Origin of the sequence: Enterobacter sp. V87_3, assembly GCF_029967835.1 — a bacterium.
Classification (GTDB): domain Bacteria; phylum Pseudomonadota; class Gammaproteobacteria; order Enterobacterales; family Enterobacteriaceae; genus Enterobacter; species Enterobacter cancerogenus.
In genome coordinates this window covers 256,094-268,806 of sequence record NZ_JASCAM010000023.1, presented here as the reverse complement: position 1 = coordinate 268,806, position 12,713 = coordinate 256,094, and the positions used below count along the sequence as shown (strand labels likewise).

Annotated in this window: 11 protein-coding genes; 9 read left to right on the top strand and 2 right to left on the bottom strand. The window is 53.8% G+C overall.

The window, feature by feature from the left end; genetic code table 11:
* Nucleotides 1–98 precede the first annotated feature (98 nt).
* Nucleotides 99–1,145 (top strand): protease SohB, encoded by a 1,047-nt coding sequence (sohB, locus tag QLG21_RS12295; protein WP_153688259.1) that lies wholly within the window; start codon nt 99–101, stop codon nt 1,143–1,145.
* A gap of 34 nt (nt 1,146–1,179) precedes the next feature.
* Here sohB and QLG21_RS12290 read toward each other — a convergent pair whose 3' ends face one another.
* Entirely contained in the window at nt 1,180–1,431 is a 252-nt protein-coding gene (locus QLG21_RS12290) for a YciN family protein (RefSeq protein ID WP_006175686.1), read from the bottom strand.
* 400 nt (nt 1,432–1,831) lie between these two features.
* On the opposite strand from QLG21_RS12290, the gene topA reads away from it, so the two are divergent.
* The 5 genes from topA to acnA all read left to right on the top strand — a co-directional run bounded on the left by topA (nt 1,832) and on the right by acnA (nt 9,314).
* Nucleotides 1,832–4,429 carry a type I DNA topoisomerase gene (topA, locus tag QLG21_RS12285; RefSeq protein WP_058608669.1) on the top strand — a complete coding sequence of 866 codons (2,598 nt, stop codon included), beginning with the start codon at nt 1,832–1,834 and terminating at the stop codon, nt 4,427–4,429.
* Between the two features lie 185 nt (nt 4,430–4,614).
* Entirely contained in the window at nt 4,615–5,589 is a 975-nt protein-coding gene (cysB, locus tag QLG21_RS12280; protein WP_006175683.1) for an HTH-type transcriptional regulator CysB, read from the top strand.
* A gap of 338 nt (nt 5,590–5,927) precedes the next feature.
* Nucleotides 5,928–6,068, top strand: a complete 141-nt coding sequence (locus tag QLG21_RS12275; protein WP_216647795.1) for a YmiA family putative membrane protein — start codon at nt 5,928–5,930, stop codon at nt 6,066–6,068.
* Between the two features lie 309 nt (nt 6,069–6,377).
* Nucleotides 6,378–6,476, top strand: a complete 99-nt coding sequence (gene ymiC, locus QLG21_RS12270) for a small membrane protein YmiC (RefSeq protein WP_042320567.1) — start codon at nt 6,378–6,380, stop codon at nt 6,474–6,476.
* Nucleotides 6,477–6,638: 162 nt separating this feature from the next.
* Nucleotides 6,639–9,314 (top strand): aconitate hydratase AcnA, encoded by a 2,676-nt coding sequence (gene acnA / locus QLG21_RS12265; RefSeq protein ID WP_282484508.1) that lies wholly within the window; start codon nt 6,639–6,641, stop codon nt 9,312–9,314.
* 36 nt (nt 9,315–9,350) lie between these two features.
* Here acnA and ribA read toward each other — a convergent pair whose 3' ends face one another.
* Nucleotides 9,351–9,941, bottom strand: coding sequence for a GTP cyclohydrolase II (gene ribA / locus QLG21_RS12260; protein WP_003856813.1), 591 nt, complete (start codon nt 9,939–9,941; stop codon nt 9,351–9,353).
* A 198-nt stretch (nt 9,942–10,139) separates the two neighbouring features.
* Here ribA and pgpB point away from each other — a divergent pair, with 198 nt between their 5' ends.
* The 3 genes from pgpB to lapB all read left to right on the top strand — a co-directional run bounded on the left by pgpB (nt 10,140) and on the right by lapB (nt 12,540).
* Complete coding sequence (gene pgpB / locus QLG21_RS12255) at nt 10,140–10,907, top strand: phosphatidylglycerophosphatase B (RefSeq protein ID WP_282484507.1); 768 nt, start codon at nt 10,140–10,142, stop codon at nt 10,905–10,907.
* A 148-nt stretch (nt 10,908–11,055) separates the two neighbouring features.
* The gene (locus QLG21_RS12250) at nt 11,056–11,364 is read left to right on the top strand and encodes a LapA family protein (protein WP_006175670.1); all 309 of its coding nucleotides are present in this window, start codon (nt 11,056–11,058) and stop codon (nt 11,362–11,364) included.
* A gap of 6 nt (nt 11,365–11,370) precedes the next feature.
* Nucleotides 11,371–12,540 carry a lipopolysaccharide assembly protein LapB gene (lapB, locus tag QLG21_RS12245; RefSeq protein ID WP_282484506.1) on the top strand — a complete coding sequence of 390 codons (1,170 nt, stop codon included), beginning with the start codon at nt 11,371–11,373 and terminating at the stop codon, nt 12,538–12,540.
* Nucleotides 12,541–12,713: the final 173 nt, after the last annotated feature.

Below are 12,713 nucleotides of genomic sequence, written 5' to 3'. Positions count from 1 at the left end.
TGAAGGCGACTCGCAGAGGCCTTGTCACAGGCGAGACGCCCGCGCCGCGCTGATGTACACTGGCGTGGAAGAATCGTGGTCAAATCAAGGTGGAACGCGTGGAATTACTTTCTCAATATGGGCTGTTTTTGGCAAAAATCGCAACGGTGGTGATTGCTATTGCGGTGATAGCCGTTTTGATTGTCAACCTGACGCAGCGCAAGCGTCAGCGTGGTGAGTTACGCATTACCCGCCTGAGTGAGCAATATAAAGAGATGCAGGAAGACATGTCGCTCTCCCTGCTCGATAGCCATCAACAGAAGTTGTGGCACAAGGCGCAGAAGAAAAAGCACAAGCAGGAGGCAAAAGCGGCAAAAGCCAAAGCAAAATCGAATGTTCCTCAGGATGCAGGCAAACCGCGGGTTTACGTGCTGGATTTTAAAGGCAGTATGGATGCCCATGAAGTCTCTTCCCTGCGCGAAGAGGTAACAGCCGTTCTGGCCGTCGCGAAACCGCAGGATCAGGTAGTCGTACGTCTGGAAAGCCCCGGTGGTGTGGTACATGGCTATGGTCTGGCGGCCTCCCAGCTACAGCGTCTGCGCGAAAAACAGATCCCGCTGACTGTGGCCGTCGACAAGGTTGCGGCGAGCGGGGGCTATATGATGGCCTGCGTGGCGGATAAAATTGTTGCTGCACCGTTCTCCATCATCGGGTCCATCGGCGTCGTGGCGCAAATTCCTAACTTTAACCGCTTCCTGAAAAACAAAGAGATCGACATTGAGCTGCATACCGCAGGCCAGTACAAGCGTACCCTGACGCTGCTGGGTGAAAACACGGAAGAAGGGCGTCAGAAATTCCGCGAAGATCTCAACGAAACGCACCACCTGTTTAAAGACTTTGTGCACCGCATGCGTCCAACGCTTGATATTGATAGCGTCGCGACGGGCGAGCACTGGTACGGCATTCAGGCACAGGAGAAGGGGCTGGTGGATGACGTGGGGACCAGCGACGACCTGCTGCTGAACCTGATGGAAGGGCACGAGCTGGTGGGCGTGCGCTTTACCCAGCGTAAGCGTCTGCTTGACCGCTTCACCAACAGCGCAGCGGAAAGCGCCGATCGCCTGCTGTTACGCTGGCTGCAGCGCGGACAGAAACCGCTGCTGTAAACAAAAACGCGAGGCCTTTGCCTCGCGTTTTACTTTAATCGACCAGGTGATAGCGCTCTGAGAGTGTGTGCGCCAGGTATTTAAACATGTTAAATACTGCCGTGCTCTTCGGCGTAGGTAACCCCTGTTCATCAAGGAAGTATTCGCCGCTAAAGACTAACACGCCGTTCCGTTGCTCCACGCCCGTCGCTTCAATGCCCGCCAGAGTATCTTCATGTTCGCGAATAAGCCGGTTTGCTTCGATAAGCAGAGAGGCTCGGTCGATAGGTTGGGTCGTATTCTGCATATTCTACTCCTTAAAACAGTGGCAGTAGTTTACGCCGAGGGGGCGTCAGGGGCAAATTTTCCCTGTTATCTGAGGGGGTAAGCACACCGGCCCCGGCTGGCGCAATCTGTTATTGCATGCTAATAAAGTTGCGTAACGAATTTTATCAGGTACAGTGTGCGCTTTCGTCATTCTGGCAACAGAATTGCTTGACATTCAACCGGGAATTCGTCACGAATTGTCCTTGATATGAGAAAAATACCCGAAAACTCAATGGCCTGGATGTCGCCTTTCTGACGTTCGGTAAGACTAAGGGGTTGATATCCCCTGGCGCAGTCGCAATATCATTGGCTCGTCGTCAGCGGAAGGGATATCAACGTGCGGCGTATTCCTGGAAGAATTAAATTAGGTAAAGGTGAATATGGGTAAAGCTCTCGTCATCGTTGAGTCCCCGGCAAAAGCCAAAACGATCAATAAGTATCTGGGTAATGACTACGTGGTTAAGTCCAGCGTTGGTCATATCCGCGATTTGCCGACCAGTGGCTCAGCCAGCAAAAAGAGCGCAGACTCTACCTCCACCAAAGGGGCTAAAAAGCCTAAAAAGGATGAACGTAGCGCGCTTGTCAACCGCATGGGTGTTAACCCGTGGCATAACTGGGATGCACAATATGAAGTGCTGCCCGGCAAAGAAAAAGTCGTTAACGAGCTGAAGCAGCTTGCTGAAAAAGCAGACCACATCTATCTCGCAACCGACCTTGACCGCGAAGGGGAGGCCATTGCATGGCACCTGCGGGAAGTGATCGGGGGGGACGACAAACGCTACAGCCGTGTAGTGTTTAACGAAATTACCAAGAATGCGATTCGCCAGGCATTTGAAAAGCCGGGTGAACTGAATATCGACCGTGTAAACGCTCAGCAGGCGCGCCGCTTTATGGACCGCGTAGTGGGCTATATGGTCTCGCCACTGCTGTGGAAAAAAATTGCCCGCGGCCTGTCTGCCGGTCGAGTGCAGTCGGTTGCGGTCCGTCTCGTGGTTGAGCGTGAGCGTGAAATCAAAGCGTTCGTACCGGAAGAATTCTGGGAAGTGGATGCTAATGTCACCACGCCAGGCGGCGATGCGTTGCCATTGCAGGTGAGCCACCAGAACGACAAGCCGTTCCGTCCCGTTAACCGTGACCAGACCATGGCGGCAGTGGCGCTGCTGGAGAAGGCGCGTTATCAGGTTCTGGATCGCGAAGACAAACCGACCAGCAGCAAGCCTGGCGCACCGTTTATTACTTCCACGCTGCAACAGGCGGCAAGCACGCGTCTGGGTTACGGCGTGAAAAAAACCATGATGATGGCGCAGCGCTTGTATGAAGCGGGCTATATCACTTATATGCGTACTGACTCAACCAACCTGAGCCAGGACGCGGTAAACATGGTTCGCGGCTATATCAGCGACAATTTCGGCAAGAAATATCTGCCGGAAAATGCCAATCAGTACACCAGCAAAGAGAACTCGCAGGAAGCGCACGAAGCGATTCGTCCTTCCGATGTCTCTGTACTGGCCGAGTCGCTGAAAGACATGGAAGCGGATGCACAAAAACTGTATCAGCTGATCTGGCGCCAGTTTGTGGCCTGCCAGATGACGCCTGCGAAGTATGATTCCACGACCCTGACGGTCGGCGCAGGTGATTTCCGTCTCAAAGCACGTGGGCGTATTCTGCGCTTCGACGGCTGGACTAAAGTGATGCCTGCGTTGCGTAAAGGCGACGAAGACAAAACACTGCCTGCGGTGAATAAGGGTGATGAACTGTCGCTGGTGGATCTGGTTCCGGCTCAGCACTTCACCAAGCCACCGGCACGTTTCAGCGAAGCTTCGCTGGTGAAAGAGCTTGAAAAACGCGGTATCGGTCGCCCGTCGACCTATGCGTCGATCATCTCGACAATTCAGGATCGTGGTTACGTTCGTGCTGAAAACCGTCGTTTCTATGCTGAGAAAATGGGTGAAATTGTTACCGACCGTCTGGAAGCTAACTTCCGCGAGTTGATGAACTACGATTTCACCGCGCAGATGGAAGACAGCCTCGATCAGGTTGCCAGCCATCAGGCAGAATGGAAAAAAGTGCTTGATAGCTTCTTCAGTGACTTTACCAACCAGCTTGAAAAAGCGGAGAAAGATCCTGAAGAGGGCGGCATGCTGCCAAACCAGATGGTGTTGACCAGCATCGACTGCCCAACCTGTGGGCGCAAAATGGGGATCCGTACCGCCACAACGGGCGTCTTCCTCGGCTGTTCCGGCTATGCGCTGTCGCCAAAAGAGCGCTGCAAAACCACCATCAACCTGGTACCGGAGAACGAAGTTCTCAATGTGCTGGAAGGTGATGATGCAGAGACCAATGCCCTGCGTGCGAAACGCCGCTGCCAGAAATGCGGCACGGCGATGGACAGCTACCTGATCGATCCGAAACGTAAGCTGCATGTCTGTGGTAATAACCCGACCTGCGATGGCTACGAGATCGAAGAGGGTGAGTTCCGTATTAAAGGCTATGACGGCCCGATCGTTGAATGCGAGAAATGTGGTTCTGAAATGCACCTTAAGATGGGGCGCTTCGGCAAGTACATGGCCTGCACCAACGACGAGTGTAAGAACACGCGTAAAATTCTGCGCAATGGCGAAGTGGCGCCGCCGAAGGAAGATCCGGTCCCGCTGCCAGAACTGCCGTGTGAGAAGTCTGATGCTTACTTCGTGCTGCGTGATGGTGCGGCTGGCGTGTTCCTCGCGGCCAACACCTTCCCGAAATCTCGCGAAACCCGTGCGCCGCTGGTGGAAGAGCTGTATCGCTTCCGCGATCGCCTCCCGGAGAAACTGCGTTATCTGGCCGATGCGCCTCAGCAGGATCCCGAAGGCAACAAAACCGTTGTGCGTTTCAGTCGTAAAACGAAGCAGCAGTACGTTGCTGCGGAGAAAGAGGGCAAAGCGACCGGCTGGTCCGCCTTCTTTGTTGACGGGAAATGGGTTGAAGGCAAGAAATAACCCTCGCAACGCGTAGCTTTCCTGTTTAAGGGCCGGTTCTCCGGCCCTTTTTATTACGTCGTTATTATTTTTTGTTCCGTACTATACAGTCATGCTATAAATGATATAGTGGTTATAGTTAACCCGTTTCTTATTATTAAATCGTCTTAAGCGATTGACCCGTGCGCTAAATCGGATGGTCTGGCATGAAATTACAGCAGCTTCGCTATATTGTTGAGGTCGTCAATCATAACCTCAACGTCTCCTCGACCGCAGAAGGACTCTACACCTCGCAACCCGGCATCAGTAAGCAGGTCCGTATGCTGGAGGACGAATTAGGTATTCAGATTTTTGCCCGCAGCGGTAAACACCTGACACAGGTCACGCCTGCGGGGCAGGAGATCATTCGCATTGCCCGGGAAGTGCTTTCGAAAGTCGACGCCATTAAATCGGTCGCCGGAGAACATACCTGGCCGGATAAAGGCTCGCTCTATATAGCCACGACGCACACCCAGGCGCGTTACGCCCTGCCAGGCGTCATTAAAGGGTTTATCGAGCGTTATCCGCGCGTTTCCCTGCATATGCACCAGGGGTCCCCGACGCAGATTGCTGAAGCCGTTTCCAAGGGCAACGCGGACTTTGCCATTGCGACAGAAGCGCTTCACCTGTATGACGATCTGGTGATGCTGCCTTGCTACCACTGGAACCGCTCAATTGTCGTTACGCCAGACCACCCGCTTGCGGGGAAAGGCTCGGTGACCATAGAAGAATTGGCCCAGTATCCCCTGGTGACTTATACCTTCGGCTTTACGGGCCGTTCAGAGCTGGATACGGCGTTTAACCGTGCGGGACTCACACCACGCATTGTCTTCACCGCAACGGACGCGGACGTCATTAAGACCTACGTGCGTTTAGGGCTGGGCGTTGGGGTGATTGCCAGCATGGCGGTTGACCCAGTTTCTGACCCGGATCTGGTTCGTCTTGATGCCCATGACATCTTCAGCCACAGCACGACTAAAATTGGCTTCCGTCGTAGCACCTTCCTGCGCAGCTATATGTATGATTTCATTCAGCGCTTTGCCCCGCATCTCACGCGTGACGTAGTAGATACCGCCGTGGCATTACGCTCCAATGAAGATATTGAAGAGATGTTTAAAGACATTAAGCTGCCTGCCAAATAATCACTTCCGGTATCTTTCCCCGGCGGAAAGATACCGATTAATCTTCTTAAAACTAAATCAGAATTATCATCATCTGCACTTAGCGACCATATAAAGCCCTAATCCATTTTATTTGTGGGGTTTTACTGTCGCGAAATTGCGACAAAAGTAGAAAGTAATTTACCGCTACGCAAATAATTCCTTTCAAATATTTATTTCTGGTCAAAAGAATGAATATTTCCCATGCCTGGATACGTAAATTCACTGGCTTTTCAGCTAAAGTTTCTTTAGGATTTATCTCAACCGATGATTAATTGTACCAATTGTTTGGTCTCAAAATGATAAGCGATATCGATTGTATGAGGTTAGCAATGCCTGCAGGAAGTGAAGAACCGCAAAGGGATCCCGCGCTTAAGCGTAAAGCCTGGCTGGCGGTCTTTCTGGTCTCAGCCCTGTTCTGGCTGGTCGTTGCTCTCCTTGCCTGGAAATATTGGGGTTGAATATGGCAGTGACGGTACGTACAGAAACGGTTAAACAGATGTGTCAACATCGTGACAGTAGCCACAAGGGCCGTAAAGCGCCGGCTACCAGTGTGCCAGCATCCTGGCGGCTGACGCCGCAGCAGCAGGCTTTTATTGATGTGTTCGCAGAAGACGAACCCAGAAAACAATAATTTACTTTTTGCGTAGCAATGCAAATAGACTGAATAAAGTCTCTGCGCTTTTGTACTCTTTAATAAATACACATCGGCAATATAGAACTGAGGGCAAACCTCGGAACCTTAATTAATAAAGCCTGGTGTCCCTATGATGAATAACATGACAACGCTCAAATACTGGTCATGGATCGGCGTTTTCTCCGTGTCGATTCTGTTCTGGTGCCAGCTTCTCTGGCTGGCCGTCAACTGATCCAAAACCTCGCTTCGGCGGGGTTTTTCATTTTCCGCACCTGATGGACCATTCCTAAATTTATCAATTTGGGTTGTTATCAAAACGTTACGACATCTTTGTGTTATCTTTAATTACAGCCCTGATGATTGTCAGGACATCTCTGGAATTAAGGAGGAGCTTATGTCGTTAACCCTACGCGAAGCCAGTAAGGACACGTTACAGGCAGAAAATAAAACCTGGAATTACTATAGCTTACCGCTGGCAACCAGGACCCTTGGGGACATTTCGCGGTTACCCAAGTCGTTGAAAGTGTTGATGGAAAATCTCTTACGCTGGCAGGATGGTGATTCTGTTACCGAGGAGGATATACAGGCGCTGGCGGGGTGGCTTAAGCATGCTCATGCTGACAGAGAAATCGCCTACCGGCCGGCGAGGGTGCTGATGCAGGATTTCACCGGCGTGCCTGCCGTGGTCGATCTGGCCGCCATGCGCGAAGCCGTCAAGCGGCTCGGCGGCGATACGGCGAAAGTTAACCCGCTGTCACCTGTAGATCTTGTTATTGACCACTCCGTGACCGTTGACCACTTCGGTGACGATGATGCCTTCGGCGAAAACGTGCGCCTTGAGATGGAGCGCAACCACGAACGCTACGTGTTCCTGAAATGGGGCCAACAGGCGTTCAGCCGGTTTAGCGTTGTGCCGCCAGGCACCGGTATTTGCCACCAGGTAAACCTGGAATATCTCGGTAAAGCCGTCTGGAGCGAGCTTCAGGATAAAGAGTGGCTGGCCTACCCGGACACGCTGGTGGGAACCGATTCCCATACCACCATGATTAACGGTCTGGGCGTGCTGGGCTGGGGCGTGGGCGGCATAGAAGCGGAAGCCGCAATGCTCGGCCAGCCGGTCTCTATGCTGATCCCTGATGTTGTCGGCTTTAAGCTTACCGGAAAACTCTCTGAAGGCATTACGGCTACTGACCTGGTGCTGACCGTGACCCAAATGCTGCGTAAGCATGGCGTGGTGGGTAAATTCGTCGAGTTCTACGGTGACGGGCTGGATTCATTGCCGCTGGCAGATCGTGCAACCATTGCCAATATGGCACCCGAATATGGCGCAACCTGCGGCTTTTTCCCGATTGATGGCGTGACGCTGGAGTATATGCGTCTCAGCGGACGCAGCGAAGAACAAGTCGCGCTGGTAGAGGCCTACACCAAAGCGCAGGGCATGTGGCGCAATCCCGGTGATGAACCCGTGTTTACCAGCACGCTAGAGCTGGATATGGGCACCGTTGAGGCCAGCCTCGCCGGACCAAAACGTCCTCAGGATCGCGTCGCGCTGAACAACGTGCCAAAAGCCTTTGCCGCCAGCAACGAACTGGAAGTGAATGCTTCGCAAAAAGATCGCCACGCGGTGGATTACGTCATGAACGGCCACCCGTACTCACTGCCGGACGGTGCCGTTGTCATCGCCGCGATCACCTCCTGTACCAATACCTCGAACCCCAGCGTGCTGATGGCAGCCGGCCTGTTGGCGAAAAAAGCGGTGGAGCTGGGCCTCAAGCCTCAGCCGTGGGTAAAAGCCTCTCTGGCGCCCGGCTCGAAGGTGGTCTCCGATTATCTCGCTCAGGCAAGGCTGACGCCGTACCTCGATGAACTTGGATTTAACCTGGTCGGCTACGGCTGTACGACCTGTATCGGCAACTCCGGTCCGCTTCCTGAGCCGATAGAAGTGGCGATTAAGCAGGGCGATCTGACCGTTGGTGCCGTGCTTTCCGGTAACCGAAACTTTGAGGGGCGTATTCATCCGCTGGTGAAAACGAACTGGCTGGCGTCACCGCCGCTGGTCGTGGCCTATGCGCTGGCCGGAAACATGAATATCAACCTCGTGACCGACCCGATTGGTCACGATCGCAAGAATGAACCTGTTTATCTCAAAGACATCTGGCCCTCGTCGCGTGAAATCGCCCGGGCGGTGGAAAAGGTCTCCACCGAGATGTTCCGGAAAGAGTACGCCGAGGTCTTCGAAGGGACGCCGGAATGGAAGGAGATCAACGTCGTCGGCTCGGATACCTACGCGTGGCAGAATGACTCTACCTATATTCGTCTTTCACCGTTCTTTGATGAGATGCAGGCTCAGCCCGATCCGCTTAAGGATATCCACGGCGCCCGCATTCTGGCGATGCTGGGCGATTCGGTCACCACGGACCATATCTCCCCGGCGGGCAGCATTAAGGCCGACAGCCCGGCCGGACGTTATCTGCAGGGGCGTGGCGTCGAGCGTCGCGACTTTAACTCCTACGGTTCACGCCGTGGTAACCATGAAGTGATGATGCGTGGTACATTTGCCAACATCCGCATTCGTAACGAAATGGTGCCCGGCGTGGAAGGGGGCATGACGCGCCATCTTCCGGGTACCGAAGTGGTGTCGATTTACGATGCTGCCGTTAAATATCAGCAGGAAGGTACGCCGCTGGCGGTCTTTGCCGGGAAAGAGTACGGTTCTGGCTCAAGTCGTGACTGGGCTGCGAAGGGACCGCGACTGCTGGGCGTTCGCGTGGTGATTGCCGAATCCTTTGAACGTATTCACCGTTCGAATCTGATTGGGATGGGGATCCTGCCGCTTGAGTTCCCGCAGGGTGTGACCCGCAAAACGCTGGGCCTGACCGGAGAGGAGAAAATCGACATCAGCGGCCTGCAAAACCTGGAGCCCGGGAAAACCGTGCCGGTAAAATTAACGCGCAGCGACGGTAAAACGGAAATCCTTGACTGCCGGTGTCGCATTGATACCGCCACGGAGCTGACCTATTACCAGAACGACGGCATCCTGCACTATGTGATCCGTAAGATGTTGAATTGACGGGTTATGCCCGGCTAAATGCCGGGCATACGCGGATTACTCGCTTAGCAGATGGCCCATTTTGGCCGCTTTGGTATCGAGGTAGTGCGCATTTTTCGGGTTGCGGCCGACGATCAGCGGCACGCGCTCGACGATATTGATCCCGGCTTCGGTCAGAATTTCGACTTTTTTCGGGTTGTTGGTCAGCAGACGCACTTCGTCCACGCCCAGCAGCTTGAACATATCCGCGCAGAGGGTGAAGTCGCGCTCGTCGGCGGCAAAGCCGAGCTGATGGTTGGCCTCAACGGTATCGTACCCCTGATCCTGCAGCGCGTAGGCGCGGATTTTATTCAGCAGGCCGATGTTACGACCCTCCTGACGGTGATAAAGCAGCACGCCGCGGCCTTCTTCGGCAATGTGGCTCAGGGCCGCTTCCAGCTGGAAGCCGCAGTCGCAGCGCAGGCTGAACAGAGCATCACCGGTCAGACACTCGGAATGCACGCGAGAGAGCACCGGCGTCTGTCCTGAAATGTCTCCAAACACCAGGGCGACGTGATCCTGCCCGGTTGCCAGTTCTTCAAATCCCACCATCAGGAAATCGCCCCATGGGGTTGGCAGTTTGGCTTCTGCCACACGTTTAAGCTGCATGTGATTCTCCAGAGTAGGCTGACACGTTTCGTGCCTTACGCCTGTTTGGCTTTCTGTATGAGGTTATTTTGCCACAAGCTCAGCGCGTTCGCCTAATGGCCACCATGCTATACGAACGTTAAACGCACGATCCGACATATCCACCTTTCGGATGGAATTCAGTTATGATTGTGACGCTTAGCGAAAAAAGGAGACGAAATGCTTTCAATCGCCAGACGTACGGCAGCAGGTGCGGCCATTCTGTTGATCATGCCCGTGGCCGTGTGGATCTCCGGCTGGATGTGGGAGCCAGGACATAATACCGCCTGGCTGAAAAGCCTGTACTGGGTCACGGAGACGGTTACGCAGCCGTGGGGGATCATCACCCACATCCTGATTTTTGGCTGGTTTCTCTGGTGCCTGCGCTTTCGTTTGCGCCCGGCAATCATGCTATTTGCGATCCTTGGCGCGGCCATTCTGCTTGGGCAGGGCGTAAAGTCCTGGGTAAAAGATCGTGTACAGGAGCCGCGGCCTTTCGTGGTGTGGCTGGAAAAAACGCACCATGTTCCGGTGGATGAGTTCTACACTTTAAAGCGTAAAGATCGCGCTGCGCTGGTGAAAGAGCAGCTGGTGGAACAACAGGATATCCCCGCATTTTTGCGTAAACACTGGCAGAAAGAGACGGGATTTGCGTTTCCTTCCGGGCATACCATGTTTGCCGCCAGTTGGGCACTGCTTGGTGTCGGGCTGCTGTGGCCGCGCCGGCGGACGGTAACCATTGCGATTTTACTGGTCTGGGCCACCGGTGTGATGGGCAGTCGATTACTGCTTGGCATGCACTGGCCGCGGGATCTGGTGGTGGCGACGCTTATCTCGTGGTTGCTGGTGACGTTGGCCACCTGGCTTGCCCAACGCTTCTGCGGGCCGCTTACGCCACCGCCGCAAGAGAAGCAAGAAATCGCCGAAAGGGAGCAAAGCGGGGTCTGAAGCTTGATATTACCCTTTTTGCCCATAAATCCATGAAGGGCGCGTCACTTTTTCCGTTTCGCGCCCGTCACTAAAATGGTAGTTTATAAGGCTGATTGCGGTGAGTTGAACATACTTTATTCGCTTGAACCACATAACGGGAAGTCATGTGAAATATTTACTCATTTTCTTACTGGTGTTGGCGATTTTTGTCATTTCAGTCACATTGGGTGCACAAAACGATCAGCAGGTTACCTTCAACTATCTGCTGGCGCAGGGCGAGTACCGCGTATCAAGCCTGCTGGCCGTGCTATTCGCCGCAGGTTTCTTCATCGGCTGGCTGGTGTGTGGCCTGTTCTGGCTCAAAGTTCGTGTTTCTCTGGCGCGCGCTGAACGTAAAATTAAACGACTTGAACATCAAATTGCGCCCATGACCGACATTCCGGAAAGCGCGGGTGTGCCGGTCGTCAAGGAATAATCGAATATGCTGGAGTTGTTGTTTCTGCTTTTGCCTGTAGCCGCAGCCTATGGCTGGTATATGGGCCGCAGAAGTGCGCAACAAACAAAACAGGATGAAGCAAACCGACTCTCCCGCGACTACGTTGCGGGGGTGAACTTCCTGCTGAGCAATCAACAGGACAAAGCGGTAGATCTGTTCCTCGACATGCTCAAAGAGGATACCGGCACCGTAGAAGCGCACCTCACCCTGGGTAACCTTTTCCGCTCTCGCGGGGAAGTAGACCGTGCTATTCGAATTCACCAGACCTTAATGGAAAGCGCCTCGCTGACCTATGACCAGCGTTTGTTGGCGGTTCAGCAGTTAGGCCGGGACTACATGGCGGCAGGGTTGTACGATCGTGCCGAAGACATGTTTATGCAGCTGGTGGACGAAACCGATTTTCGCATCAGCGCGCTTCAACAGCTGCTGCAGATTTATCAGGCCACCAGCGACTGGCAGAAAGCCATCGACACCGCCGAGCGTCTGGTTAAGCTGGGTAAAGACAAGCAGCGCGTGGAAATCGCCCATTTCTATTGCGAGCTTGCGCTCCAGCAGATGGGTAACGACGACATGGATAAAGCCATGGCGTTGCTGAAGAAAGGTGCGGCAGCGGATCGCAACAGCGCGCGCATCTCCATCATGATGGGCCGCGTGTTTATGGCGAGCGGCGATTACGCCAAAGCCGTGGAGAGCCTGCTGCGGGTTATCGATCAGGATAAAGAACTCGTCAGCGAAACGCTTGAAATGCTCCAGACATGCTACCAGCAGTTGGGCGAGCAGGATGAATGGGTGACCTTCTTGCGTCGCTGCGTGGAGGAAAATACCGGGGCGACGGCGGAGCTGATGCTTTCCGATATCGTCGAGCAGCATGAGGGCAGCGATACCGCGCAGGTGTACATCACGCGTCAGTTACAGCGCCATCCAACCATGCGCGTCTTCCACAAGTTGATGGACTACCACCTCAATGACGCAGAAGAAGGGCGCGCGAAAGAGAGCCTGATGGTGCTGCGTGACATGGTTGGCGAGCAGGTGCGCAGTAAACCGCGCTATCGCTGTCAGAAATGCGGGTTTACCGCCTACACACTCTACTGGCATTGTCCTTCCTGCCGGGCCTGGTCAACCATCAAACCGATTCGCGGTCTTGACGGGCAGTAATTTTTAAAAAGGCCATATTTTAGTTACAACATACTAATGGCTTTTACACCCATTCAGGCAGCAGTGCGGTCTGTGTTCGGGCAGGGTAAAAATCGCTCCTGTCATTTTTGGCCGCTGGCAGGTAGAATGCTCGCCGTTTATCTGTCCCGCGCCGCTGGGCGCCCATAGACGAA